The organism is Oscillospiraceae bacterium MB24-C1, from assembly GCA_030913685.1.
In the GTDB taxonomy this organism is placed as follows: domain Bacteria; phylum Bacillota; class Clostridia; order Oscillospirales; family Ruminococcaceae; genus Yanshouia.
This window is the reverse complement of record CP133187.1, coordinates 1,798,322-1,823,133: the sequence shown is the minus strand read 5'-3', so window position 1 is coordinate 1,823,133 and position 24,812 is coordinate 1,798,322. Positions and strand designations below refer to the sequence as shown.

Below are 24,812 nucleotides of genomic sequence, written 5' to 3'. Positions count from 1 at the left end.
ATAAAAATAAACAAAAAGCAAGTGATTTGCTATGAATTATAGGCCTTACAGGCAGATTTGTTGGGTGATTATAAAGAATTCTATTCGGGTCTTGACAAGCTATTATAAAATCGGTATCATGCTGTTATATTAAAAATCGCATTGACGGGGAATTTGCAGACCCCAACACAAGCTTCAGAGAGCCGCCGGTTGGTGAAAGGCGGTGCCTGTGCTTCTGCAATCTCACCCCTGAGCGGCCGACTGAGCGGAATTCCACCGCAAGGAAGGACGGGATTCCCGCCCGTTACCAATGGGACCGGATTCGCTGCATAAGCTCTGATAGAGTGTAGCCGATGCTGGGCAGAGCGGGTGCGTAACGCATCAACAAGGGTGGTACCGCGAAAGGTTTGCTGCTTTCGTCCTTTGAAAGTCAAAGGATGATTGCGGCTTTTTTGTTTATCTAAAAATAGACGAGCAGGAAAATCCGATGCACGCATAGCAAAAGAAAGAGTCCGGGGCGGCTGATTTTATGAATCCCCTCTTCCCTGCCGCTGCTTAAATGCTCCCATAAACGTCCGTCTCTTCAGTTAAACATCATGAAACACGTATTTAGGAGGAAACACACAATGGGCATGACAATGACGCAAAAGATTCTCGCCGCCCACGCAGGGCTGGACTCGGTAAAGGCCGGACAACTAATACGCGCCAAGCTGGATATGGTGCTCGGCAACGACATTACAACTCCGGTTGCAGTCAACGAATTTAATAAAGCAGGATTTAATTCGGTTTTTGATGTAAATAAAATCTCTATAGTACTCGATCACTTTATTCCCAACAAGGATATTAAAGCGGCAGAACAGGCAAAAACCTGTCGGAGTTTTGCCCGCCAGCATAAAGTCAAAAATTTCTTCGACGTTGGCGATATGGGCGTTGAACATGCGCTACTGCCCGAAAAGGGTCTAATCGCCCCGGGTGAGACCTGCATCGGCGCCGACTCGCATACCTGCACCTATGGTGCGCTCGGCGCATTTTCCACCGGCGTAGGATCCACCGATATGGCTGCGGGTATGGCAACTGGAGAAGCGTGGTTTAAGGTGCCCTCGGCGCTACGCTTTAACCTGATCGGAAAGCTTTCGGAAAACGTCAGCGGCAAGGACGTGATTCTGCATATCATCGGAATGATCGGTGTGGACGGCGCACTGTATAAGTCGATGGAGTTCGGCGGCGAAGGCCTTAAAAACCTCACCATCGACGACCGTTTGTGTATTGCAAACATGGCGATTGAAGCAGGTGGAAAAAACGGCATCTTCGAGGTGGATGGCGTGACGCTTGAGTATGTCAACGCAAGAGTAAACCGTCCCTTTAAAACTTATGCACCCGACCCCGACGCGCAGTACGACGCAGTTTATGACATCGACCTCTCTAGCATCAAATCGACGGTCGCCTTTCCGCACCTACCCGAGAATACTCGCACCATCGGCGAGGTCGGCGATGTCAAAATTGATCAGGTCGTCATCGGTTCCTGCACAAATGGTCGTATCTCAGATATGGCCGCGGCCGCCAAAATTCTCAAAGGCCGCCATGTTGCCAAGGACTGTCGAACCATTATCATTCCCGCTACCATGCAGATTTATCGTGAGTGCATGAAACTGGGCTATTCCGACATCTTCCTCGATGCAGGGTGTGTCATTTCCACCCCCACTTGCGGACCCTGCCTCGGGGGTTACATGGGTATTCTTGCTGAGGGTGAGCGCTGTGTTTCCACCACCAACCGCAATTTCGTCGGCCGCATGGGTCACCCGAAGAGCGAGGTTTATCTCGCCAGTCCCGAGGTCGCAGCCGCTTCGGCTGTTATGGGCAAAATTGCCGACCCCAACAAGCTTTAAAAGGAGAGATTGCCATGAATACAAAAGGTTTTGCACATAAATACGGCGACAACATCGATACCGACGTCATCATTCCGGCCCGTTACCTCAATACACCTAATCATCAGGAGCTGGCTGCCCATTGCATGGAAGACATTGACCTTGAGTTTATTAAAAAGGTCAAGCCCAACGATATTATAGTTGGTGGGTACAATTTTGGCTGCGGTTCTTCGCGTGAGCATGCACCCATCGCGATTAAGGCCTCTGGTATTTCCTGCGTTATCGCCAAGACCTTTGCCCGCATCTTTTACCGTAACGCTATCAACATCGGCCTCGCTATCCTCGAGTGTGAAGAGGCGTCCGACAAGATTCAGGCCGGAGACGAGGTTGCTATCGACTTCGACACCGGCGTCATCACCAATATCACCCGGAATGAACAGTATCAGGCTGAGCCCTTCCCCCAGTTTATCAAGGATATTATCAACCAAAACGGCCTGATGAGCGCGATTGCGGTACAGGAGGGCAACTGAATGGCTGTGAAAAAGATCACTGTTTTACAGGGCGACGGCATCGGCCCTGAGATTACGGCACAGGGCGTGCTGGCGCTGCAGGCCGTTGCAAAAAAATTCGGACATACGTTTGAATTCGCCTTTGCCGATTTTGGTGGCTGTGCCATAGACCGCCACGGTGAGCCATTTCCGGCTGCAACTCGTGAAAGCTGTGAAAGCGCTGATGCCATCCTGCTCGGATCTGTTGGCGGCCCAAAATGGGAGGGCGTCCCCAAGGAAATTCGCCCCGAGAGGGGACTGTTGCAGATGCGCGCGGCGTTAGGTCTTTTCGCCAATCTGCGACCGGCCAAGTTGCATGCGCAATTAGCGTATGCCTGCCCGCTTAAAACCGAGATTGTCGCGCAGGGTATCGACATCATGATTGTACGTGAGCTGACAGGCGGTATTTATTTCGGCGCACACGAGACAACAGTTGAAAATGGACAGCGCGTCGCGCGCGATGTGCTGGTTTATTCCGAACAGGAGATCGACCGCATTCTGCGCGTGGGATTTGAAGCGGCAAGAAAGCGTGGTAAAAAGCTGGCATCGGTCGAAAAATCCAACGTGCTTGATTCCTCGCGCCTTTGGAAAGAACGTGTGCACGCCATTGCTGCGGAATATGAGGATGTGGCGCTTTCCGATATTCTGGTGGATAACGCCGCCATGCAGCTGGTGCGCGATCCGGCACAGTTTGACGTCATCGTCACCGAAAATATGTTCGGAGATATTCTTTCGGATGAGGCCAGTCAGATTGTCGGTTCTATCGGCATGATGCCCTCGGCCAGCCTGCGTTCCGATTCGTTTGGCGTCTATGAGCCGATTCACGGTTCGGCCCCGGATATTGCGGGAAAGGATATTGCAAACCCCATCGGTACAATTCTCTCGGCAGCGATGTTGCTACGATATTCCTTTGACATGAATAAAGAGGCTGATGCCATTGAAGCTGCTGTTGAAAGCGTTCTCGATAAGGGCTTGCGCACGGCGGATATTATGTCTGAGGGCGGCAGAAAGATCGGCTGCAATGAGATGGGTAAATATATTGCCGCTGAAATTGCAATTTGATTTAGAGAAAATTTAGTGGTAAACTATGGGGAAGAAGGTTGTCTGCGCAACCATCTTCCCCGCTTTTAACATATATTTTGGAGGAATGAGCTCATGCGCAACGTTGCAAATATTTTAGTCCTGGTTTCTGTAAATACCAAACAGCGAGTACTGCTTGAACGCTGTGCCCCAAGCGCGAAATTCGTTTACTGTGAGCCTGGCGAGATCAGTGAGCAGCAGTTGGCCTCCGCCGAAGTTATTTTAGGCAACCCGCCCATTGATAGTCTAAAAAATGCTCAGTCTCTCCGGTTATTGCAGCTAGGCTCTGCCGGTTCGGATAGCTACGCCGCTGAAGGTGTGCTGTCTCAGGAGGTATTTTTGGCCAACGCCACTGGCTCCTATGGCTTGGCCATTTCGGAATATATGGTAAGTGTACTACTGTCGCTTAACAAAAAGCTACATCTTTACCGAGATCAACAACGCAAAAATCTTTGGGGAAATCTTGGCGAAGTGCGCTCTATTTGGAATTCTACCGTGCTGGTTATTGGCCTGGGCGATATCGGCAGCGAATTTGCCAAACGTGTCAAGGCGTTTAACGCAAAAGTGATCGGTGTACGCCGCTCTGGTCTTGATAAACCTGACTTTGTGGACGAGCTTTATCTCTCGGACAAAATAGACGAACTGTTGCCCTTAGCTGATACGGTGGCGCTCTGCTTGCCCCAGACAGCGCAAACACAAGGCTTAATGAATGCTGAGCGCATCGCAAAAATGAAGCCCGGAGCAGTACTCATCAACATTGGCCGTGGTAGTGCAGTGGATGCCGACGCACTTTGCGATGCACTGGATGCCGGCAAGCTGTCGGGCGCCGCGCTGGACGTGACGGTTCCTGAACCGCTGCCTGCCGAAAGTCGCCTTTGGCAGACAGAAAATCTTATCATAACGCCGCATGTCTCGGGAGGCTTTTCATTGCCGGAGACCCACAACAGGCTGATTGGACTATTTGCGGAAAATCTCACCGCTTTCATTCAGGAGAAACCTTTGAAAAACCTCGTTGATGCCAAGACCGGCTACAGAAAGCTTTAAAAACAGTTTGTTGCCGAGATCTACTGTTGGAGGCTGTTGAGGTGGCTTTCTTTGGTTGTAATTTAAAAAGCCGCTATTTATGGCTGTATGATAAAGAGGGCGGAGGCATATCCTCCGCCCTCTTTGTCGCGTCATTTAATATATGGCTTTCCATCAGATGTGCTGTTTTCAGCCAGAAACGGCTCATACATCATCATAGCATGGTTTTCAACAAGGAACTCTTCACTCAGAAAAATACCGTTTAAATCAAAGCTGCGGCGGTAAAGTGCATTGTGACGGCTGAATCCGCCCCACCACTCGCTTTTCATGAGGGGGTCTTTTTCAATAATTTCATAGCAACAAACCGGCCGCTCGTTCGAGTACCACGCTGCGTGTAAAAACTCCTCATCGACAGTAACCGACAGCTGGAATATATCACTGGTGTAATTGGTTATCATCAAATCACCGTGGGGATAAAAACAGGTTGCGCCACTGCCAAACGGTTGGGTGCGGTTGGCGTCTGGAAAAACGTCATACCCGTGACGGTGCCGTTCAACAATGGTAAGGGGTGTGTGCAGCGTAATCCAGTAAAGCAGGTTTGAGAGCTGGCATAGTCCGCCCCCCACCCCGGCCATGATCTTACCGCAGGATAGAACCATGCCGTCTACATATCCCTTGGCTCGCGTCGGCTTACCAATCAGTCGCCAGTAGCTAAAGGTTTCTCCGGGATACACAAGAACGCCGTCAAGCAGTTTTGTAGCCAGCCGCAAATTTATAATCTTATTGTGTTGGAGCTGCATGTCGACCCCTTGTAATTGGCGTAACAGTATTGTTTGGTGTTTAGTATGCGCATAAGGTAACCATAAATCTGTTTTCCGCTTTTTTGCAAAACGATATTTTGGTGAAAGCCATAGCAGGTAGCGCAAAAACGAATAATAACATTCTCCAAGCCGCTTTCGCAGTACCGAGCGCTTGATGGTTCTCAAATCATCTGTTTTTCTCATGCTGTCATACCCCCTACTACCTTGAGACTTACTGTTTATATGGTAGCATATTGGCAGGAAAATATTGCAGAATCTTCAAAAACAGCGCACTACCTAACGTAGCGCGCTGCTTTTAGCTATGTTCTATTCAGCAGAACCGAATTTGAAATGTAATATCACCAACAGGCCAAACAACATCAAAATTGAAACGCCCAGCGTGAGCAACAGATTGCCGTTACTAAAGCCAGCTACCAGATATCCGACAAAGCAACAAGCCGCCACTAAGAGACAATAGGGAATCTGGGTGGAGACATGCTCGATATGATCGCAGCCGGCCCCCGCAGACGCCATGATTGTAGTGTCCGAAATTGGCGAGCAATGGTCACCAAACACCGAACCTGCCAGTGAAGCAGCCAGAACGGGGATGATAAGCGACGGCGCAACCGCCTCGCAGATGGCAAATACAATCGGAATCAGGATGCCGAAGGTGCCCCACGAAGTGCCCATTGAGAAAGAGAGTGCCGCAGCAATAGCGAAGGTGATGGCAGGAAGAATAGCAATGGGAATATTGCTCTCTTGAACGACCAGCCCGACAAAGTCACCGGTCATCAGCAAGTCGCGGCAGACGCCAGAAATGGTCCATGCAAGCACAAGAATGATATCGGCTGGAACCATGGACTTAATGCCTTCGGTGATGCCACCCATAAACTCTCGAGCGGTCATCAGTTTACGTGGTACAAACTGAACAAACGCCCAGACAAGTGCCACAAAGGAGCCGAGTACCAGTGCGGGGCCGGAGGAGCAGTTGCCGAATGCTTCGGCAAGCGTCATGCCACCCTCAAAATAACCACCGTTTTCTAGCATGGCTAGGCCAGAAACCACGATTAACACGATAACGGGGAGAATCAAATCCCAGATATTTCCCCTTTCCGAAATTTTGGTACCCTCGCCCAGGGAGACGTCTATTGCGCCAAGATCGCCCTTCTTTGCCCTGGCCTCTGCCTTTGCCATCGGGCCAAAATCGAGATTGGTGATTGAAAGTGCAATCAACATCAAGATGGACAAAAGAGCATAGAGGTTAAACGGAATGGTCGAAACCATCGCGTGAATGCCACTGTCAAAGATATGGCTTTCTTCAGGGAGCGAAGATATAACGGCGGCACCCCAACTTGAAATCGGTGCGATAATGCAGACTGGTGCCGCGGTCGCGTCGATTATGTATGCGAGCTTTGCGCGTGACATTTGAAACCGGTCAGTAACCGGTCTCATGACGGTGCCCACTGTGAGGCAGTTGCAGTAGTCGTCGATGAAAATGAGCGCGCCAAGGCCGCCAGTGGCCAGCATAGCGCTCCCCTTACTCTTGAGTTTTTTGTTCATCAGCGCCCCGTAAGAGCGAGAGCCGCCCGCCATGGTAATCAGCGTGACCAATGCGCCGACCAGCGCAAGAAACAGAATAATATTCAGATCAAAGCGGTTGCCCATCAGGGTGAAGGTATTTTTAAGGGTGTCCACCACCAGATTGCCGCCTATTGAGGCCGTATAGATCAGTGTGCCCGAAAGAATACCAATCAGGAGCGAGGAGATAACCTCTTTTGTGATAAGCGCAAGCCCAATTGCGATAATGGGCGGGAGAATTGATAACCAACCAACCGAGACTGCTTCCATAATATGCACTTCCTTTTCTGTTTTTTGGCTAAAATGATTTGCATCAAAATAAAAACGCAGCACACCGGATGGCATGCTGCGTTGCAAAAAGGGGGAAAATTAAACCCCCGTTTAGCAAATGATAGCCCTCCACACCCGTGACAGTGCGCCCCATATTCTGTGGCGCCCCAGCGCAAAAGCCCGACAATGCTTTTTTTGCTTCGGCGGTGGTTCCTTTTTCCCGATGGCCTGTCGTCCAATTTCGCCGGGATACTCTTAAACACCGCACCTCTACCATTATTCAATATAAGATCATAAAAAATATACTGCTTTTAAAAATATCATATTTTTATATCCTATGTCAACTAACATTTTATACAATTGCTCGGCGTGTCTACTAACAGAGCACAAATGCTAAAAGCAGGCCAAAACTTTTGCGCTCTTGATTTTATGCAGTAAGTATGAGTTGACTATCAAACTACCGCGGTAGCCCGTTCGCAAAGCTGATTAAAACGTGCCTGATCCAGCGCACCGTCATAGAAAAGTTCCAGTTGGGCATGCACCTTTTGCGCACTCTTTAGCAGGCTGTGGGATTGTTGGAACATCTGCCGTGCTGCTTTGCGGTTAAATGCGATTCGGTTCTTATGAGTTGCCAGAATTTCTTTATTGGTAAACCGCCGCGCGTTGATGATGCGCTGTGGCTCGCAGGTTACCATCAACCGCTCATTAGCTGTCAAAAATGCCAGCGACAATTCAGGGAAAATCAGCTGCTCAAGCCGCTCAAACGGCGCCAAGGGACTATAGCCGCAGATGACATGACAATTGCAGTTTAAGGCACGCTTATGCAGTGCCTTTAGCAACAGGCCAGACGATGGCCCATATTCATCTTCAAGGAGTACAACATTCTTGATATTATCCATCGACGAAAGCTCCGGTAGCAGTTGGTAGCCATCTGAATAAATGCGAACCTCTTCAACCGACTTTTGGCCTTTAAAAGCTTTATCGGCAATACGGTCTGCCTGTCGCTCTATTTTTTCAAGATTGGTAGCCTCCAGTGCTATGCGATAGTTATCGTTACACAGGGCGTCAGCCGCACACAAATAGCGACGCGATTGCTCGCGTAGACGTTCTTCCTTGTCGGTTAGCGCAATAATGGTGGGTTTGTTTTGGCGCAATTTTTCGGTGTCAAAACAGTCACCCAGCCACAGAATTTCTTCCACTACACCCGGATAGCGCGGCTCAATGACATGAGGATGTGCGCTGTCTATAAGGGCGGTATCACCCCAATAGGCCGCTTCTGGCGCGCTTGCGGAATCGACCGAAGCTACAAGGTGGACGCAATGCCCCGCCGCATCGGCCGCTTTAGCCGCGAAGCTTATCAGTTCGGCCCGCCTTTTTCTTGTTCCGCCCTTGAGTAAAAGAATGCGGGAAAATCTGTCGGCGTCGCAAAGCATATTTAACCGTGAAACAAATCCCAGCGGCGTGTTTGCGCTCAAATAGAAGCGCGTCAGATGTGTTTTTATCACTAAAAGACCTCCTCACAGCTATCTTTTATATGGTATTCTACCGGCAAAACAATTGATACTAAATCGCCGAAAAATCCACATAAACGCTTTTGAGAAGGTCAGTTTATTTAAAAATATTCTTGAAAATCAAAGCTATAACAAAGTTTTAAGACGCGGATAAGCGTTCAATGCGTTTTGGTAAAACACTTTTTCCCATTCACTCTGTGGCACAAACGATTGAATGAGCGCAATGTAGGCATGCAGATTAACCAGCGGCCAGTCCGAGCCATAAAGCACGCGATCCCACCGGTCAAGATAGCGAAGCCAGGTTTCAAGTTGATCGACATAACCCTTGTAGCGCTCTCTAAACGCGGTTGCATCTGGAATGCCCGTTGCAAGGCCGGAAAGCTCGACATAAACATTCGAGTTTTTCTTAGCCACCTCAGCGGCGTCAAGCATCCACGGGTTACCAAAATGGCATAGTACCAGGCGGAGATCGGGATAGCGCACCGCCACCTCATCCACCGTCAGTGGATGAGAAAATTTTAGTCTGCCAGTGGGGTTGGCTGTGTCTCCGGTGTGAAAAGCTATGGACAGATCGTACTCTGCCGCCAACTCATACACCGGATGGTACAGGCTGTCGTCGGCATAAAAAGGACGGTACCCCAAATAAATCTTAAATCCAACACAGCTTGGGCAAGCAATTGCCTCACGGTAAGAAGTAAGCGTTTTTTCTAAGTTTCCTTTACGCAGCCCTTCGGGATCCACCCCAATACAAAAACCAACCGAGGGCGGGTATTGATAGGCTTTCACATCCGCGGGGCCCGTGAGGTCAAAAAGCCCTGGTCGGCAGGGGTTACCCTCCAACAGGCCGGTACCCATCACCACACAGCCGGAAATCTGTTCCTGTTTAAAACACGCCATCAAGTGTGAAAAATCGTTTTTATGACCGCATTCACGGCAAAGGGCATCAAAGCCCTCAGTCTTCTTCATATGCAGGTGCGCATCTATTATTTTCATGCCAAGAGCCTCCATAAAGCTGATAAGAGATGTCGAATATGCCCTGAGGTTGCGCTTTTAGGCCACGCGAGCAAGCAGGGCAAAAATAAAAGCGCGTGTGCGCATAACAATTATTATAGCATAGCATGAGGGTTTAAAAAAGAAAATAGCTAAACATGCTTTACAGAAAAATACATCTGGGGTAATATAGTAATATTATCTAGAAAAAGGACTGTTCGCGATGCCGATATATTACTCTTTAAGCGTTCGTCTGCGTGGGATGGTTATATTCCGCAAGCTTTTAGAGGACGCAGTGCTTATGAATCTGATGCAGCTGCTGGAAGCAGATGGAAATGATGGCATTTCCTATTATTCACTGTTTATAGCGGCTTTATATGAAAAAGGTGATAACCTGTCGGACTACCTGTTGAATTTGGTGTTGCGGGATGAAAACCTGTATATGTTACGCGCCGCAGAGCAACAACCGATTTCTCCACTGATAAAGGAATGTCTTGATCAGGAGCTTTCGCTTCTGGAAGAAATGAGCCGTCTTTCGTCGCAGACGCTGCGCGAAGCGCTGGGGTATGATGGTTTTTTGCCCGCCTATTATTGCACCAATCACGATTTTAAAGCAGCCTATGCCGAGCGTGTGTCACAGATAAGCCGCTATGGTTACGGCATATTTGCAGATAATAGAGCTTTTATTCTTGGAAATCATACGCTTGTTCCCGTTCGCCATCCCGACCCCATCACGCTTGATCGTCTTCCTGGCTATCAGCGAGAGCGTCAGCTGGTGGTGAACAACACGCTGGCTCTCATCGAGGGACGACCGGCCGCTAATGTACTGCTTTACGGCGACAGCGGTACCGGAAAGTCTTCAACCGTTAAAGCGATCGTCAACGAATATGCGCACCGTGGGCTCAGGCTTGTAGAGCTTAAAAAGAACCAGCTTACCGAGATACCTGCGCTGCTCGACCGTCTGTCCGCCAACCCACTGCGCTTTATTCTATTTATCGACGATCTGTCATTTACAAAGGATGACGACAATTTTGCGGCGTTAAAAGCTATTTTAGAGGGTTCAATTTCTTATAAAAACGATAATGTAGCAGTTTACGCCACCAGCAATCGCCGTCATTTGGTCAAGGAGAGCTTTTCCGATCGCGAGGGAGATGAAGTTCATCTTGGCGATACCATCGCTGAACTAACTTCACTTTCCGATAGATTTGGCCTTACGGTCACCTTTGAAAGACCGGGAAAGCGACAATACATTGATATTGTACTCTGCCTGGCGCAGATTAATGGTATTATATTACCGGAAGAAACACTCATTTCAAGTGCCGAGGCTTATGCTCTGCGCCGGGCTGGACGATCTCCACGCGTAGCCAAGCAGTTTATCGAGTCGCTTTTGGCCGACCGGGTATAAGTAAACACGGATGCATATTATTTGGGTTAAATAGCCTTTGAGGATATGGCAATTTTGAAATATAAATGAAGGACAGTGGTTTTACGGCCAGTGTCCGCTTTATGCGTTAAAAGCGCTCTGTACCTAAGCAAAACGCGCCGAAAATGGCGCGTTTTGCTGGGCTCAGCGTAAAAGAACAAGAGCAACAAAGTGTTGTGGTAAAGGGTATGGTTAAAGTTTGTCAAAATTTTACATATAGAAAAACATTCTGACACAAATTGCGCTCATTATAAATCCAGTAAGATCCGCTGTCACCGAAGCGGATACGGTATGGCGGATGCGGCGAATGGAAGTGGCTCCGTAGTAAACGGCAATAGTATAAAAGGTTGTTTCAGTAGAGCCTTGCATTACGCTGGCAATGCGGCCGACTAAACTATCAGGCCCAAATCGAGTCAGCAGATCATTGAAGATGACCATCGCGCCACTGCCAGAAATGGGGCGCAACAGCGCCAGCGGAACCACCTCGGCCGGAATGCCGAACAACTTGGTTAAGGGAGCAAGCGAGTGGGTCAAGAGATCTAACGCCCCGGAGGCCTTGAAAACCCCCACTGCAGTTATCAGTGCGACCAGCGCAGGGATAATTTTAAACGCAACGCCGATACCGGTGCGCGCACCATTTAAAAACGAGTCGAATACATTGATACCGCTGACCCAACCCCACATTACGATCAGCCCGATGACAGTCGGGATCGCCCAGCTGCTCACCGCAGTCATGAGCGATTTCTCCTGTTGGACAGCAGTTTGGCGGCTATAATGCCAGATAGAACCGAAACAGCGGACGCCACCCAGACGGCTGGCAAAATGTCCAGCGGCGCTCTGCTACCTGCAGCAGACCGCAACATGGCGGTGGTGGTAGGCAGCAGTTGAAGCGATGCCGTATTCATAGCCACAAAAAGCACCATGTTATCAGTGGCTGTACCATTGGCGCGTTCTTCTTCTTCCATGGCTTTCATGGCGGTGATGCCCAGTGGCGTAGCGGCGTTACCCAGTCCGAGCAGGTTTGCGACCATGTTCATCGAAATTGCACGCATGGCCTTACCTTGTGGGCGAAGCCCTTTGAATAGTCGGCAGGTTACCGGCGACGCCAAATGCGCCAGCGCGGTGGTTAGCTTGGATTCCTCTGCAATACGCATAATGCCACCCCAAAGGCAAAAATTCCCTGCCAGCGACAATATCAGCTCGATGGCGCGGCCGCTTTCTTTAAGTAGTGCATCAGATACCTGCGGCATTCTGCCGGTGAGCGCGCCAAAAACAATCCCACCAAGCAGCATTACGCAGAAAATAGCAGTCATCATATGCGTCACCCCTATGAATAAGCGTATGAAACATAAATGAATTTGAGCACCAAATTTAAACATAAGTAATAAGAATTATTTTGATTATTTTACAAAATTTAACATTTTTCATCTTTACATTAGTTTATCTATGCGGTATAATAACTGCGATATGACAAATAGGGAGTTTAAAACAAAAAACGTTCCACACGCCCTGTTTTTATTATCAAAGAGGAGGAGTGAATTTATGAAAGCGACAGGTATTGTACGGAAAATTGACGATTTGGGAAGGATCGTGCTGCCAATCGAATTAAGGCGGACATTGGGGATTTCTGAGAGAGATTCTTTAGAAATTTATGTGGACCACAGCAACATTCTACTTAAAAAGTATGAACCCGCCTGTATTTTTTGTGGGAGTGCCGATAACATTACGGTGTACAAAGATAAAAATGTCTGTGGACACTGTCTTGCTGAGCTTAGAGCTAACGGCTAATCACTACCCGACAGCAAAAAAACAGGGCGGGGATTTTATATATCCCCCCCTGTCGAAAAAGTCAAGCTAAGGCGACCGCGTTTTTAAACGCGGTCGCCTTAGCTTGTAGCATCTTAATTCTTGGCCATAGCAAGCAGAGTGTCCCCGGTTAGGCGGTATACTGTCCAATCGTCCATCGGGCGGGCATTAAGTGAAAGATAGAAATCGATACTCGGCTTATTCCAATCTAGGCATTGCCACTCAAGCCGGCCGCAGCCGCGTTCAACGGCCAGTCTGGCAAGCTCCTGTAAAATAGCCTTGCCGTAACCTTTACCGCGGTAGGACTCTTTAACGTAAAGATCTTCAAGATAAAGACCAGCACGGCCTAAAAAGGTAGAAAAATTATAAAAGAACAGTGCAAAGCCAACAACTTCCTGATTAATTTCGGCAAAAATAACTTCGGCTTTTTTCTTTTCAAACAGCCATTCCCTCAACAGTGCTTCGGTGGCTGTCACCTCATTGCTAAGCTTTTCGTATTCAGCTAACAGTTTGATAAAATGGAGTATCTGTGGAATATCGGCGTAGGTTGCGGGTCTAAAGCTTAAGGGTGTTTGCATGTTGATGGACTCCTTATTTGCGGTTTTTGTTATCCTCTTCATCACAGTGCGCAGTACAATGTGAACAGTCACCGTGGCAGCCCCCCTGCATCATCGGGTCTTTATTTTTGGATATCAGGGCAAAGATAAACAAACCGCAAAGTAACGCGACCATCAAGCCGATAATAACGATAAACTGCAGTGTCATAATAAGATCAAATCCTTTCTATTGAGCGACGACGGCGCCGTCGCAGCGCGGGTCAGTGCCACCGGCGTATACGCCGTTTTGCTGACGCCAGATGATCTGGCCCCGGCCGAAAGGCGCACGGTCGACCGAATAGCTAACGTGGTGCCCCATCTGTTCGAGTGCGCGCGCGATATACAGTGGAACACCATGCTCTAAACTGACACAACGCTCACCAGTCCAGTACCAGCGTGGGGCGTCTAGCGCCGATTGAGGATTCTGGCCATATTCGAGCATTCTGAGCACGACTTGAAGGTGCCCTTGTGGTTGCATAAAGGCGCCCATAACACCAAACGGTGCAACTGGTTGACCATCTTTCGAGATAAAACCAGGAATAATTGTGTGATAAGGTCGTTTGCCGGGCGCAAGACAATTGGGGCTGCTTTCGTCGAGATAAAAGCCGCTACCACGGTTGTGCAGGGCGATACCGGTGCCGGGAACAACAATACCTGAACCAAAACCGTTATAATTCGACTGAATGTAGGACACCATATTGCCATCGGCATCTGCAGTACAGAGATAGACGGTGCCGCCATCGGTCGGGTTGCCTACGGTGGGTAGCAGCGCTTCGTCGGTAATGAGCGCGCGACGTCGCTGGGCATAGGCGGTGCTAAGTAGCTGCTGCGCTGTGGCTGCCATACCGGTGCGTGGGTCGGCAATGTAGTGGTAAGCGTCGGTAGCGGCTAGTTTAAGCGCCTCAATTTGCAGGTGCCAACTTTTGGGGTCATCCAGTGCAGGCAACGTCATGTCATTAAGGATGTTTAGCGCCATGAGCGCAATCATGCCTTGTCCGTTGGGCGGCAGCTCCCAAATGTCATAGCCTCGATAGGCGGTAGTGAGCGGAGTCACCCACTCAGGCGAAAAGGCGTTTAGGTCATTTTTACGCAAAAAGCCGCCAGCTGTACGCATATAGCGGTCAATTTCTTCTGCCAGACCGCCGCTGTAAAAGGACTTGGCACCAGTGTTGGCAATTTCGGCGAGCGTTTTTGCATGATCCGGTAGCCGCCAGCATTCCCCGGCTTGCGGTGCTTTACCGTTCTTGGTGAACACACGGAACCACTCGGCGAATTCGGGGCGTTCTCTATAGGGCGCATAAGTTTGTTCAGCGGCAACTTGCCACCTTTCCGCGACGGTGGGACCAACCGTAAAGCCATCGGAGGCGTAACGGATGGCGGGAGTAAGCACTTCAATCAGCGGTAGTCGGCCAAATCGCTCTGAAAGCGCGGCCCAGGCAGCAGGAACGCCCGGCACGGTCTGTGAAAAAAAGCCAACTTTTGGCATGATTTTATGTCCTGCATCACGTACCTTTTGTGCAGTTAGAAGTTCTGGGCAAAAGCCAGTAGAATTTAGGCCAAACAAACCGTCCTTTGTCCAAACCTGCGCAAAGGCGTCGCCGCCGATGCCGTTGGAACAGGGTTCGACGACTGTGAGACAGGCTGCGGTGGCAATGGCAGCATCTATAGCGTTGCCGCCTTGTTTTAAAATATCCAACCCGACTTGTGCGCAAAGCTGCTGAGATGTGGCGACCATGCCTCGTGCGCCAAAGGTAACCCGGCGCTGCGAAGGATAGGGATAGGCATGAAAATTCATAATAAGGCCCCCTTGTTTCGTGTCGTATTTCAATGCTGCGTCAAAGATGGTATAATGTTATTTAAATGGATGGAATAACAAGGCGCGACAGTCAAAATTGTTGCGGATAAATAATACAACCTCAGGCTTTTTATTGATCATAAATGGAGCTGTGCGCCTAGCACAGGAATATCTTTAAGGGTACACCAAAAAACGCCGGCATGCAACCTGAAAACGCTGTCTGCAAATTACGAGTTTAAAACAGACAGTTCAGACGCATATCGGCGTTTTAGAAAGTGTTAACACTTATCTCCAGCGAGATACTCCTTGGCGTAGCGCTTGGGTGAGGTGCCAGTGAGAGTACCAAAGGTGCGAATAAAATGCTCGTTGTTGCGAAAACCTACCATCTCGCCTACCTCCTGCACGCGCATGCCCTTTCTCAGTAGTTCGCGCGCCTTGAGTACTCGGCAGTGTATGATGTATTCCATGACTGAAAAACCGGTGACGGCCTTAAAGGAATGGCACAGGTGATATTTGTTGATAAAGCAGTTTGCAGCAATGATATCCAATGTAAGCGGCTCAGCCAAATGTACTTGAATAAATTCAAGTATGGGAGAAATGCGGGCAAAGTCGGGGTTTAAGACCACTTTGCTGCGGTCGGTTGTTTCAAAGGATGAGAAAACCTTAAGCAAAAGGCTCAATAATATAATCATGTCCTGCATATCGCTGCCAAACACATCGGCACGCGGTTTTTCCAACTGCTCGAACAGCTTGATTAGCTCGAAAGTCTTTTCCTTTTCCAACAATACGCAGTGGCCCGACTCGCGGGTGCAGGCCAGAAAATCACTTTTGGGCATTGAAAGTTCCTGGAGTGTACTCGATGATATATGCAACACATAGCGCTTGTAAGAATCGCTTGCAGTGCTCTTGTGTAGTGTGGCCTCACCGATGAGAAAAAGTGCGCCCCAGTGCATGGGGTAAAGCTCGTTTTCGATAAAGAAATCGCCACCGTCCGAGAGACAGAGTAATATTTCGATATCCTCATGAAAATGGGGGCGATCCATGTGCCAGGAATCGTCCCAATTTAAGCGCATCTGGTATTTTGCGGGGGTCATGACACACCATCCTTTCGTCGTGAAAACGAATTTTACTAATTATATCATTAAAACGCAAGATATGCAAATATTTTGTAAAAGTTGATGTATATTTTGAAAATGCTGCGCTAATGAAAATTTTTGGAAATGACGTTAAACAGGGGATTTATGCGATAAAAACCGAAAAAATCAGACGTAAAAATGACGAATACGCACGAAACACAACATCCGCAAGGTTTTTACCAATTAGCGATAATTATTAATCTTGATTGTGTGATATACTTAGAGGACAAAATGGGTGTAGAATGTTTGTGCGTCATTGCTTTTGCAGCGCATACCGCTTGTAACGGCGGGCAGGCAGAAGGGGGGAAGGAACTTTTGAGTTTTATCGACAGTCTTGTCGGTGGAATGCTGGTACGTACCCCTTCATCGCGCCTTGAGCCTGCTTACATGAGCTGTTGCCTTTAATGCTGAAAAACATCCAGCTTTTAAGGGGCTGAAAAAGCTTACGTAAGGGGGTTTTATTTTGTCTGGCGCAAATTGCCGTTTGTGGTTTTAAATATTTTGCGCTTTGGCACTATAGGTTTAAATTTGGATTTTGAAGATCTGAAAAACTTGATGTAAGGAGAATGGTTATGAAGTATACTGCTACCCTCAACGGAAGAACCTACGATGTAGAGATTGAGAGAACGGACGTATTTCGCCCGCTGACCCGTGAAGAAATTGCCGCTGGTGCGATTGCCACTAGTGCGCCGATTGTGGCTCCTGCTCCCGCGCCTGCCGCTCCTGCTCCCGCGCCCGCTGCGCCCGCACCGGCTGCACCTACTGCACCCGCTGCGCCCGCACCGGCTGCACCTACTGCACCCGCTGCACCCGTACCCGCTGGTGCTGGATCCATCACCGCCCCCATGAGTGGCACAATCTTTAAGATGTTGGTCAATGTCGGCGATGTTGTCAAGAATGGTCAAGTTGTTGTTGTGCTTGAAGCTATGAAGATGGAGAACGAGATTTTTGCCCCCTGCGACGGCACTGTCAAAGAAGTACGAGTCGCTCAGGGTGCGGCCGTTTCCCCCGGCGATGTGCTGGTGGTTATTGGCTGATAAGAGTGTAGTAATCGGATCTGCCGTTCGCCCGATTGCGAAAGGATGCAGATAGCGTACTAATTATACACACAAACGTAAAAGTGGAGGTTTTACTATGGAAAAAGTATTAACTTTGTCCGAGGCAATTTCTAAGTACGTGCATAGTGGAGATAATATCTGTTTTGGCGGCTTTACCACCAACAGAAAGCCTTATGCCGCAGCTCGTGAGATTTTGCGTCAGGGTCTTACCGATTTTATCGTCTATGCTGGACCGGCCGGCGGCGACTGGGATATGATGATCGGCGAGGGTCGCGTCAAGGCTTATATCAACTGCTACACCGCCGACTCGGGCGTTACCAACGTCTCGCGCCGTTATCGTAAAGCCTATGAAGAAGGTAAGCTCATCATGGAGGACTACTCTCAGGACGCCGTTATGATGATGCTGCACGCTGCTTCGCTGGGCCTGCCCTTCCTGCCTGTGCGCCTGATGATGGGCTCTTCGCTCGTCGATATGTGGGGCATCAGCAAGGAGGTTCGCAAGACCATTCCGAAGCTGCCCGAAGACAAGTTTGTCTATATCGACAACCCCTTCAACCCCGGTGAGAAGGTCGTTGCGCTCCCGGTGCCGAAGCTTGACACCGCCATCATCCACGTTCAGAAGGCCGCTCCCGATGGCACCTGTTCGATTGAGGGCGACGAATTCCACGACGTTGACATTGCGGTTGCCGCAAAGAACGTGATCGTCACCTGTGAAGAACTGGTTTCCAATGAGCAGATCCGTCTTGATCCGACTAAGAACAGCATCCCGCCCTTCTGTGTATCCGCTGTTGTACATGCCCCATTCGGTGCGCATCCCTCGCAGTGCTACAACTACTACGACTATGACAACCCCATGCTCAAGGAATACGGCGAAGCCTCTAAGACCGAAGAGGACTTTAAGGCGTTTGTTGACAAGTATGTTTACGGCCCCAAGACCCATGAGGATTACCTGGATCTTGTCGGTGCTTCCCGCCTCGTCGGTTTGTACAATGTTCCCGGCTATGGCTACGCCACCAAAGAGTTAAAGAAGTAAGGAGGGTGCATACAATGGCTGATTACACAAATTATACAAATAAAGAAATGCAGGCCGTTACCATCGCTAAGGTGATCGAGAACGGTCAGATCGTTATCGTAGGCACCGGTCTTCCGCTGATCGGTGCATCCCTTGCAAAGCGCGTGTTCGCACCGGGCTGCCAGCTCATCGTCGAGAGTGGTCTCATGGACTGTTCCCCTATCGAGGTTCCTCGTTCGGTTGGCGACAACCGCTTCATGGCGCACTGCGCCGTACAGTGGCCCAACGTTCGTTTCATCGGCTTTGAGGCCAATGAGTGGCTGCATGACAACGATCGTCTCATTGCCTTTATCGGCGGTGCGCAGATTGACCCCTATGGCAACGTTAACTCCACCTCGATCGGTGACTACCATCACCCCAAGACCCGTTTCACCGGTTCGGGTGGTGCAAACGGTATCGCGACCTTTGCTAATACCGTTATCATGATGCAGCACGAGAAGCGCCGCTTTATGGACAAAATTGACTATATCACCAGCCCTGGCTACATTGACGGCCCCGACGGCCGCGCAAAGATGGGTCTGCCCACCAACCGTGGCCCGCAGATGGTTGTTACCGACCGCGGCATCATGAAGTTTGATGAAAAGACCAAGCGCATGTACCTTGCTGGTTACTACCCCACATCCTCCCCCGAGGACGTCATCGAGCATACTGGATTTGAAATTGATGTATCACGCGCGGTTGCACTCGATGCACCCGACCCTGAGGTTATCCGTATGATTCGTGAGGAAATTGACCCGGGTCAAGCGTTTATCCAGGTTCCCAAGGACTAAGTATAAGAAGGGAGATAAAGCCATGAGCAACTACTCAATGCCCGGCTATTTTCAGAATATGCCGGTGATAGGAAAGCCGCTGGTCAACCTCAACCCCGAAAACGAGGCGGAAATCAAGGCAAGAGAGCAAGCGATGACTGAGAAGGTTGAAGCTGTTCTCGACAATGGCCGTTCCACCGAGAGCTTGAACAAAGCCGGTCAGATGACCGCTATGCAGCGTGTTTATTCGCTGATTGATCAGGGCACCTGGTGCCCCCTTAACACCCTTTACAATCCGATGGACAATGATGGCGGCTCCACTGCTATCATCAAGGGCCTTGGCCGCATCGGCGGTAAATGGGCTGTTATCGTTGCCTCTGACAACAAGAAGCTGGCCGGTGCTTGGATTCCCGGACAGGCGGATAACCTGTTGCGTGCTTCTGACACTGCGAAGCGTCTGCGTATTCCGCTGATCTATGTGCTCAACTGCTCTGGTGTTAAGCTCGACGAGCAGGAGAAAGTTTATCCCAACCGCCGTGGCGGCGGCACCCCCTTCTATCGTAACGCCGAGCTGGCTCAGATGGGCATTCCAGTTCTTGTCGCGATCTATGGCACCAACCCTGCAGGCGGTGGTTATCACTCCATCAGCCCGACCATCCTGATCGCCCATGCAAATGCCAATATGGCGGTTGGTGGTGCAGGCATCCTCGGCGGCATGAACCCCAAGGGTTATGTTGATGAGGAGAGCGCAATGGCGCTGATTGATGCGACCGAAAATGGTCCTGAGATTGCACCTCCCGGTTCGGTTGGTGTACACCACAACCAGACTGGTTTCTTCCGTGAGGTTTATGCTGAGGAGCAGGGCGTGCTCGAAGCCATCAAGAAGTATATGGAATATGCGCCCGCTTACAACCTGGAGTACTTCCGTGTTGATGAGCCCCGTGAGCCCCAGTTTGATGCCAGTGAGCTTTATACCATCGTCCCCACCAACCAGAAGAAGACCTACAACACCTATGAGGTGCTGGCTCGTATCTTCGATAACTCTGAGTTTTTTGAGTACAAGAAGGGCTATGGCCCCGAAATGATCACCGGTCTTGCCAAGATGGACGGCCTGCTGGTCGGCGTTATTGCAAACGCACAGGGTCTGTTGACGAACTATCCCGAGTACAAGGGCGAAGGCGCGATGGGCATTGGTGGTAAGTTGTACCGTCAGGGCCTGATCAAGATGAACGAGTTCGTCACTCTTTGTGCGCGTGACTGCATCCCGCTGGTTTGGGTTCAGGATACCACCGGCATCGACGTTGGTGACGAGGCAGAGTGCGCTGAGCTGCTCGGCCTGGGCCAGGGTCTGATCTACTCGATTCAGAAATCCGATATGCCCTCGCTTGAGATTACGTTGCGTAAGGGTACCGCTGCTGCGCACTATGTGCTGGGCGGCCCGCAGGGCAACGACACCAACGTATTCTCGCTGGGCACTGCTGCGACCGAGATTTACGTCATGCATGGTGAGACTGCTGCTGCTGCTATGTATTCGCGCAGACTGGTCAAGGACCACAAGGCCGGCAAGGACATTGGCCCGATCATCGAGAAGATGAACGAGCTTATCAAGGAATATGCTGAGAAATCCAGCCCCTTCTATTGCGAGAAGGATGGTTTTGTTGACAAAATTGTCGATATGAATATGCTGCGTCCTTATATCAAGGCGTTTGCTAACGCATACTATCAGAATCCCAAGGCCGTCTGCCCCTTCCATCAGATGCTGACCCCCAGAACCATGCGGGATTTTGAAACCTTCACTAAGAAGTAAAATGAGTTAATTGATGCCGCATTGCGCATTCAGCGCAATGCGGCTCAGGAGAGATAGGATTATGAGCGATATCATTACAATGGGAATCGATGTGGGTTCTACCGCATCGAAATGTATTGTCCTCAAGAATGGCAAGGAAATCATGGGAAAAGCGTTGATTCCGGTTGGCGCTGGAACCAGTGGCCCCGAGCGGGTGGTCAAGGAAATTGTTGAGACCACCGGTATCAAGATTGAGGATATGAATTATATTCTGGCTACAGGTTATGGCCGTAACTCGATTACATTTGCGAACCAGCAGATGAGTGAGCTTTCGTGCCATGCCAAGGGCGCGCATTTTCTTTTCCCTGAGGTTCGTACCGTTATAGATATTGGCGGTCAGGACGTCAAGGTGATGCAGATTGAGAACGGTGCGATGGTCAATTTTCAGATGAACGATAAATGTGCTGCCGGCACAGGTCGTTTTCTGGATGTCATGGCTCGCGTACTCGAGGTCAAGGTCAGCGATCTTGCCATGCTGGGGTCTCACTCCACAAAGCGAGTGGCAATCAGCTCAACCTGTACCGTTTTTGCCGAATCTGAGGTTATTTCTCAGTTAGCGCAGAGCACGGATAAATGCGATATTATAAACGGTATACATCATTCAGTAGCCAGCCGCGTTGTTGGTTTGGCACACCGCGTGGGCGTTCGTGACATGGTGGTTATGACCGGTGGCGTCGCTCAGAATGCGGGTGTTGTCAAGGCTCTTCAAGAAGAGCTGGGGCACACCATCCATACCTCTCCTCTCACTCAGTATGTTGGCGCACTGGGTGCTGCAATATTTGCTTATCAAAAGTGCAGTAAATAACCAACTACACCGACCAAAGATCACTTTGTTTCGGTTTGGAAATATAGCAATTGGTTTATGAAAGAACTGGAGGTAATGAACGATTATGGCTGAAAATGTAAACACTGCTGCGGCTCCAGCTGCTGCTAAGCCTCCTAAGAAGGTCAGCGCAGCTTCTGCGGCGCTGCGTCAGGTTGTTACCGATGTTTACGAGGCGGCACGCGTGGCGAAGGCCAATGGAGAGCCCATCGGCTGGTCTTCTTCCAAGTTCCCGGCAGAAATTGCCGAGACACTCGGGCTGAAAATTGTATATCCTGAGAATCAGGCTGCTGGTATTGCTGCGCAGAAAGATGGCGAGCGCATGTGCAAGGCTGCGGAAGAAATGGGCTTTGATGCCGATATCTGCGGATATGCACGCATCAGCCTCGCTTATGCTAACGGCGTTGAGACGACCAACGAGTCTCGCCGTATGCCGTTGCCTGACTTTGTGTTGTGCTGCAACAACATTTGCAACTGCATGACCAAGTGGTATGAGAACATCTGCCGCATGAACGATATCCCGCTGATCATGATCGACGTCCCCTACAACAACCATGTGACGGTTGATGACAGCTATGTGGAATACATCAAGGGTCAGTTTATGGACGCCATCAAGCAGCTCGAGAAAATCTCGGGTCGTAAGTGGGATGAAAAGAAGTTTGAAGAGGTTTGCAACAATGCTAACCGCTGTGCACAGGCGTGGCTGAAGGTTTGTGACTACTGTCAATACAAGCCCTCGCCCTTAAGCGGCTTTGACCTGTTTAACCACATGGCCGACGTCGTGACTGCCCGTGTTAAGCCCGCGGCTGCCGAGGCCTTTGAAATGCTGGCCAAGGAGCTTGAGGAGAACGTCAAGAACGGCGAGTCTACCCTGCCCTTCCCCGAGCAGCACCGCATCATGTTCGAGGGTATTCCCTGTTGGCCCGACCTCAGGGCACTGTTTAAGCCCTTGAAGACCCATGGCCTCAACGTCACCGCCGTTGTTTATGCGCCGGCGTTTGGCTTCACCTATAGCAACTTTGATGAGATGATCCGTGCTTACTGCAAGGCACCCAACTCGGTATGTATCGAGCAGGGCGTTGACTGGCGCGAAGGCATTTGCCGTGACAACAAGGTTGATGGCGTGCTGGTTCACTACAACCGCAGCTGTAAGCCTTGGAGCGGTTATATGGCTGAGATGCAGCGCCGCTTCACCGCGGACCTGGGTATTCCCTGTGTCGGCTTTGATGGCGACCAGGCCGACCCCAGAAACTTCAATGCTGCCCAGTATGAGACGCGTGTTCAGGGTCTCGTAGAAGCAATTGAAGAGACCAAGAGAGCCAAGGAGGGCCGTGCATAATGAGCATCGAAACTTTGCTGAATGAATTTAAAGAGATTGCCTACCATCCTGGCAAGCAGCTTGACAGCTACAAGGCTGAGGGGAAAAAGGTTATCGGCGTGATGCCTTATTTCGTTCCGGAAGAGCTGGTCCATGCGGCTGGCATGGTTCCCTTTGGCATGTGGGGCAGCAACAATAAGACTATCTCCAAGGCTAAGGAATATTGCGCAACCTTCTATTGCACGATTGCTCAGCTTGACCTTGAGATGCTGCTCGACGGTACGATGGATAAGCTTGACGGTGTGATCACCCCTACCATTTGTGATACGCTGCGCCCGATGTCTCAGAACATCCGCGTTGCGATGGGCCATAAGATGCCGGTCATCTTCCTGGCGCATCCGCAGAACCGTATGCCCGACTATGGCAAGAAGTTCACCGTTAGCCAGTACACCAACATTAAGAACGAGCTTGAGAAGATTTCTGGCGCACCAATCACCGACGCTGCTCTCTCGGATGCTATTAAGGTTTACAACAAGAGCCGCGCCGCCCGCCGCAAGTTTGTCAAGCTGGCAAATGATCACTGTGACGTCATAACCCCCACCAAGCGCAGCAACGTGCTCAAAGCTTCGTGGTTTATGCTGAAAGATGTCTACACTGAAAAGCTGGAAAAACTCAACGCCGAGCTTGAGAAGTTGCCGGTATGTCAGTGGAAGGGTGTCAAAGTTGTTACTTCTGGTATCATCTGCGACAATCCCAAGCTGCTGGCTGCCTTTGAAGAAAATAACATTGCGATCGCAGCGGACGACGTTGCGCACGAGAGCCGTCCTATCCGCGTCGACGCGCCCGAGACCGGTGACCCCATGATGGCACTGGCCGAGCAGTTCGCCGCTCAGGATTATGATATTCTGCTCTACGATCCGCAGTCTAACCTCAACCGCCGCGGTGAGTTCGTCGCCAATATGGTTAAGGACAGCGGTGCACAGGGTCTGGTTCTGTTCATGCAGCAGTTCTGCGATCCCGAAGAGATGGAATATCCTTCGCTGAAGAAAGCACTTGACGACGCTGGTGTACCGCACATCAAACTGGGTGTTGACCAGCAGATGCGCGATTTCGGCCAGGCCAAGACCGCAATTCAGGCATTTGCCGATGTTCTTTCGATGAATAGCTAAATTTATAACCTATTAAAAAGGCTCCGCATAAAATGCGGAGCCTTAGTTTTGTCAAAAAGCCCGGCATATGCCGGGCTTTTATATTATATCAAGTTTTAAAATAAGGGTGATAGAAAGATAGCCAGATTAGCAAAGAAATGTAGAAGTTATAGATAGAAGAAGTTTTGCTTACTACCAAAAATAGCTCCAGCATGGACTGAAAAAGGTATACAAATTAGTAAAACACCTATACAGAAAGACAGAGGCCGCCCGAGTGTAACCAAAAACGGCTTTGACACTTGCGTGTTAAAGCCGTTTTTTGATAGATTGAAGTGTCTTAAACATAAAATTCAAGACACTTTCAGTTATAAAGCAAGTTATACGCTTCACTACAAGGT

The 24,812-nt window shown here is 49.8% G+C and carries 24 protein-coding genes and 1 riboswitch; of the genes, 14 read left to right on the top strand and 10 right to left on the bottom strand.

Translation table 11 applies throughout. From position 1 onward, the window contains the following. The first annotated feature begins 605 nt into the window (after positions 1 to 605). The 4 genes from leuC to RBH76_08740 all read left to right on the top strand — a co-directional run bounded on the left by leuC (position 606) and on the right by RBH76_08740 (position 4,516). Positions 606 to 1,865: a 3-isopropylmalate dehydratase large subunit gene (gene leuC, locus RBH76_08755; protein ID WMJ82827.1), complete on the top strand. Its 1,260-nt coding sequence runs from the start codon at positions 606 to 608 to the stop codon at positions 1,863 to 1,865. Between the two features lie 14 nt (positions 1,866 to 1,879). Next, positions 1,880 to 2,374, top strand: a complete 495-nt coding sequence (leuD, locus tag RBH76_08750; GenBank protein ID WMJ82826.1) for a 3-isopropylmalate dehydratase small subunit — start codon at positions 1,880 to 1,882, stop codon at positions 2,372 to 2,374. Further along, positions 2,375 to 3,454, top strand: a complete 1,080-nt coding sequence (gene leuB, locus RBH76_08745; GenBank protein WMJ82825.1) for a 3-isopropylmalate dehydrogenase — start codon at positions 2,375 to 2,377, stop codon at positions 3,452 to 3,454. Positions 3,455 to 3,547: 93 nt separating this feature from the next. Then, complete coding sequence (locus RBH76_08740; GenBank protein ID WMJ82824.1) at positions 3,548 to 4,516, top strand: D-2-hydroxyacid dehydrogenase; 969 nt, start codon at positions 3,548 to 3,550, stop codon at positions 4,514 to 4,516. 131 nt (positions 4,517 to 4,647) lie between these two features. Here the strand turns inward: RBH76_08740 and RBH76_08735 are convergent, their stop codons facing one another. The 4 genes from RBH76_08735 to RBH76_08720 all read right to left on the bottom strand — a co-directional run bounded on the left by RBH76_08735 (position 4,648) and on the right by RBH76_08720 (position 9,647). Beyond that, a complete protein-coding gene (locus tag RBH76_08735; protein WMJ82823.1) occupies positions 4,648 to 5,499 on the bottom strand; it encodes a VanW family protein in 852 nt (283 codons plus the stop codon). A 123-nt stretch (positions 5,500 to 5,622) separates the two neighbouring features. Then, on the bottom strand, positions 5,623 to 7,143 hold the full coding sequence (locus RBH76_08730) for a Na+/H+ antiporter NhaC family protein (GenBank protein ID WMJ82822.1): 1,521 nt from the start codon (positions 7,141 to 7,143) through the stop codon (positions 5,623 to 5,625). Between the two features lie 114 nt (positions 7,144 to 7,257). Then, positions 7,258 to 7,424, bottom strand: a riboswitch (Lysine riboswitch). 171 nt (positions 7,425 to 7,595) lie between these two features. Then, complete coding sequence (locus RBH76_08725) at positions 7,596 to 8,648, bottom strand: hypothetical protein (GenBank protein ID WMJ82821.1); 1,053 nt, start codon at positions 8,646 to 8,648, stop codon at positions 7,596 to 7,598. A 132-nt stretch (positions 8,649 to 8,780) separates the two neighbouring features. After that, complete coding sequence (locus RBH76_08720) at positions 8,781 to 9,647, bottom strand: amidohydrolase family protein (GenBank protein ID WMJ82820.1); 867 nt, start codon at positions 9,645 to 9,647, stop codon at positions 8,781 to 8,783. A 298-nt stretch (positions 9,648 to 9,945) separates the two neighbouring features. On the opposite strand from RBH76_08720, the gene RBH76_08715 reads away from it, so the two are divergent. After that, positions 9,946 to 11,049: an ATP-binding protein gene (locus RBH76_08715; protein ID WMJ82819.1), complete on the top strand. Its 1,104-nt coding sequence runs from the start codon at positions 9,946 to 9,948 to the stop codon at positions 11,047 to 11,049. Between the two features lie 228 nt (positions 11,050 to 11,277). On the opposite strand, the gene RBH76_08710 is transcribed toward RBH76_08715, so the two are convergent. Together RBH76_08710 and RBH76_08705 are read right to left on the bottom strand one after the other, a co-directional pair. Continuing rightward, on the bottom strand, positions 11,278 to 11,802 hold the full coding sequence (locus RBH76_08710) for a spore maturation protein (protein ID WMJ82818.1): 525 nt from the start codon (positions 11,800 to 11,802) through the stop codon (positions 11,278 to 11,280). After that, positions 11,799 to 12,383 carry a spore maturation protein A gene (locus RBH76_08705; protein ID WMJ82817.1) on the bottom strand — a complete coding sequence of 195 codons (585 nt, stop codon included), beginning with the start codon at positions 12,381 to 12,383 and terminating at the stop codon, positions 11,799 to 11,801. Before RBH76_08705 ends, RBH76_08710 begins: the two co-directional genes overlap by 4 nt. A gap of 226 nt (positions 12,384 to 12,609) precedes the next feature. Here RBH76_08705 and RBH76_08700 point away from each other — a divergent pair, with 226 nt between their 5' ends. After that, positions 12,610 to 12,855, top strand: coding sequence for an AbrB/MazE/SpoVT family DNA-binding domain-containing protein (locus RBH76_08700; GenBank protein WMJ82816.1), 246 nt, complete (start codon positions 12,610 to 12,612; stop codon positions 12,853 to 12,855). A 113-nt stretch (positions 12,856 to 12,968) separates the two neighbouring features. Here the strand turns inward: RBH76_08700 and RBH76_08695 are convergent, their stop codons facing one another. From RBH76_08695 to RBH76_08680, 4 genes are all read right to left on the bottom strand, one after another. Further along, the gene (locus RBH76_08695) at positions 12,969 to 13,451 is read right to left on the bottom strand and encodes a GNAT family N-acetyltransferase (GenBank protein WMJ82815.1); all 483 of its coding nucleotides are present in this window, start codon (positions 13,449 to 13,451) and stop codon (positions 12,969 to 12,971) included. Between the two features lie 13 nt (positions 13,452 to 13,464). Next, the gene (locus tag RBH76_08690; protein WMJ82814.1) at positions 13,465 to 13,638 is read right to left on the bottom strand and encodes a FeoB-associated Cys-rich membrane protein; all 174 of its coding nucleotides are present in this window, start codon (positions 13,636 to 13,638) and stop codon (positions 13,465 to 13,467) included. Positions 13,639 to 13,656: 18 nt separating this feature from the next. Beyond that, complete coding sequence (locus RBH76_08685; GenBank protein WMJ82813.1) at positions 13,657 to 15,264, bottom strand: gamma-glutamyltransferase family protein; 1,608 nt, start codon at positions 15,262 to 15,264, stop codon at positions 13,657 to 13,659. A 278-nt stretch (positions 15,265 to 15,542) separates the two neighbouring features. After that, positions 15,543 to 16,358: an AraC family transcriptional regulator gene (locus RBH76_08680; GenBank protein WMJ82812.1), complete on the bottom strand. Its 816-nt coding sequence runs from the start codon at positions 16,356 to 16,358 to the stop codon at positions 15,543 to 15,545. Between the two features lie 273 nt (positions 16,359 to 16,631). Between RBH76_08680 and RBH76_08675 the strand changes: the two genes are divergently transcribed. The 8 genes from RBH76_08675 to hgdB all read left to right on the top strand — a co-directional run bounded on the left by RBH76_08675 (position 16,632) and on the right by hgdB (position 24,435). Further along, on the top strand, positions 16,632 to 16,805 hold the full coding sequence (locus RBH76_08675) for a hypothetical protein (protein ID WMJ82811.1): 174 nt from the start codon (positions 16,632 to 16,634) through the stop codon (positions 16,803 to 16,805). Between the two features lie 167 nt (positions 16,806 to 16,972). Beyond that, positions 16,973 to 17,437: a biotin/lipoyl-containing protein gene (locus RBH76_08670; GenBank protein WMJ82810.1), complete on the top strand. Its 465-nt coding sequence runs from the start codon at positions 16,973 to 16,975 to the stop codon at positions 17,435 to 17,437. 97 nt (positions 17,438 to 17,534) lie between these two features. After that, entirely contained in the window at positions 17,535 to 18,491 is a 957-nt protein-coding gene (gene gctA, locus RBH76_08665) for a glutaconate CoA-transferase subunit A (GenBank protein WMJ82809.1), read from the top strand. A gap of 14 nt (positions 18,492 to 18,505) precedes the next feature. Beyond that, positions 18,506 to 19,300, top strand: a complete 795-nt coding sequence (gctB, locus tag RBH76_08660) for a glutaconate CoA-transferase subunit B (protein WMJ82808.1) — start codon at positions 18,506 to 18,508, stop codon at positions 19,298 to 19,300. A gap of 22 nt (positions 19,301 to 19,322) precedes the next feature. Beyond that, a complete protein-coding gene (locus tag RBH76_08655) occupies positions 19,323 to 21,086 on the top strand; it encodes a carboxyl transferase domain-containing protein (protein WMJ82807.1) in 1,764 nt (587 codons plus the stop codon). Positions 21,087 to 21,147: 61 nt separating this feature from the next. Then, positions 21,148 to 21,930, top strand: coding sequence for a (R)-2-hydroxyglutaryl-CoA dehydratase activase HgdC (gene hgdC, locus RBH76_08650; protein WMJ82806.1), 783 nt, complete (start codon positions 21,148 to 21,150; stop codon positions 21,928 to 21,930). 85 nt (positions 21,931 to 22,015) lie between these two features. Then, positions 22,016 to 23,287 carry a 2-hydroxyacyl-CoA dehydratase gene (locus tag RBH76_08645; GenBank protein WMJ82805.1) on the top strand — a complete coding sequence of 424 codons (1,272 nt, stop codon included), beginning with the start codon at positions 22,016 to 22,018 and terminating at the stop codon, positions 23,285 to 23,287. Then, positions 23,287 to 24,435, top strand: coding sequence for a (R)-2-hydroxyglutaryl-CoA dehydratase subunit beta (gene hgdB / locus RBH76_08640; protein WMJ82804.1), 1,149 nt, complete (start codon positions 23,287 to 23,289; stop codon positions 24,433 to 24,435). The genes RBH76_08645 and hgdB overlap by 1 nt, the downstream gene beginning before the upstream one ends. The last annotated feature ends 377 nt before the right edge of the window (positions 24,436 to 24,812 follow it).

What these genes read in the sequence shown, in the direction of transcription:
- RBH76_08655 (WMJ82807.1), top strand. Translation starts at nt 19,323, where the DNA reads ATGAGCAACTACTCAATGCCCGGCTATTTTCAGAATATGCCGGTGATA.
- gctA (WMJ82809.1), top strand. Translation starts at nt 17,535, where the DNA reads ATGGAAAAAGTATTAACTTTGTCCGAGGCAATTTCTAAGTACGTGCAT.
- RBH76_08680 (WMJ82812.1), bottom strand. Translation starts at nt 16,358, where the DNA reads ATGACCCCCGCAAAATACCAGATGCGCTTAAATTGGGACGATTCCTGG.
- RBH76_08720 (WMJ82820.1), bottom strand. Translation starts at nt 9,647, where the DNA reads ATGAAAATAATAGATGCGCACCTGCATATGAAGAAGACTGAGGGCTTT.
- hgdC (WMJ82806.1), top strand. Translation starts at nt 21,148, where the DNA reads ATGAGCGATATCATTACAATGGGAATCGATGTGGGTTCTACCGCATCG.
- RBH76_08645 (WMJ82805.1), top strand. Translation starts at nt 22,016, where the DNA reads ATGGCTGAAAATGTAAACACTGCTGCGGCTCCAGCTGCTGCTAAGCCT.
- RBH76_08710 (WMJ82818.1), bottom strand. Translation starts at nt 11,802, where the DNA reads ATGACTGCGGTGAGCAGCTGGGCGATCCCGACTGTCATCGGGCTGATC.
- RBH76_08740 (WMJ82824.1), top strand. Translation starts at nt 3,548, where the DNA reads ATGCGCAACGTTGCAAATATTTTAGTCCTGGTTTCTGTAAATACCAAA.
- RBH76_08730 (WMJ82822.1), bottom strand. Translation starts at nt 7,143, where the DNA reads ATGGAAGCAGTCTCGGTTGGTTGGTTATCAATTCTCCCGCCCATTATC.
- gctB (WMJ82808.1), top strand. Translation starts at nt 18,506, where the DNA reads ATGGCTGATTACACAAATTATACAAATAAAGAAATGCAGGCCGTTACC.
- RBH76_08735 (WMJ82823.1), bottom strand. Translation starts at nt 5,499, where the DNA reads ATGAGAAAAACAGATGATTTGAGAACCATCAAGCGCTCGGTACTGCGA.
- hgdB (WMJ82804.1), top strand. Translation starts at nt 23,287, where the DNA reads ATGAGCATCGAAACTTTGCTGAATGAATTTAAAGAGATTGCCTACCAT.
- RBH76_08675 (WMJ82811.1), top strand. Translation starts at nt 16,632, where the DNA reads ATGGGTGTAGAATGTTTGTGCGTCATTGCTTTTGCAGCGCATACCGCT.
- leuD (WMJ82826.1), top strand. Translation starts at nt 1,880, where the DNA reads ATGAATACAAAAGGTTTTGCACATAAATACGGCGACAACATCGATACC.
- RBH76_08685 (WMJ82813.1), bottom strand. Translation starts at nt 15,264, where the DNA reads ATGAATTTTCATGCCTATCCCTATCCTTCGCAGCGCCGGGTTACCTTT.
- RBH76_08690 (WMJ82814.1), bottom strand. Translation starts at nt 13,638, where the DNA reads ATGACACTGCAGTTTATCGTTATTATCGGCTTGATGGTCGCGTTACTT.
- leuC (WMJ82827.1), top strand. Translation starts at nt 606, where the DNA reads ATGGGCATGACAATGACGCAAAAGATTCTCGCCGCCCACGCAGGGCTG.
- RBH76_08705 (WMJ82817.1), bottom strand. Translation starts at nt 12,383, where the DNA reads ATGATGACTGCTATTTTCTGCGTAATGCTGCTTGGTGGGATTGTTTTT.
- leuB (WMJ82825.1), top strand. Translation starts at nt 2,375, where the DNA reads ATGGCTGTGAAAAAGATCACTGTTTTACAGGGCGACGGCATCGGCCCT.
- RBH76_08670 (WMJ82810.1), top strand. Translation starts at nt 16,973, where the DNA reads ATGAAGTATACTGCTACCCTCAACGGAAGAACCTACGATGTAGAGATT.
- RBH76_08715 (WMJ82819.1), top strand. Translation starts at nt 9,946, where the DNA reads ATGAATCTGATGCAGCTGCTGGAAGCAGATGGAAATGATGGCATTTCC.
- RBH76_08695 (WMJ82815.1), bottom strand. Translation starts at nt 13,451, where the DNA reads ATGCAAACACCCTTAAGCTTTAGACCCGCAACCTACGCCGATATTCCA.
- RBH76_08700 (WMJ82816.1), top strand. Translation starts at nt 12,610, where the DNA reads ATGAAAGCGACAGGTATTGTACGGAAAATTGACGATTTGGGAAGGATC.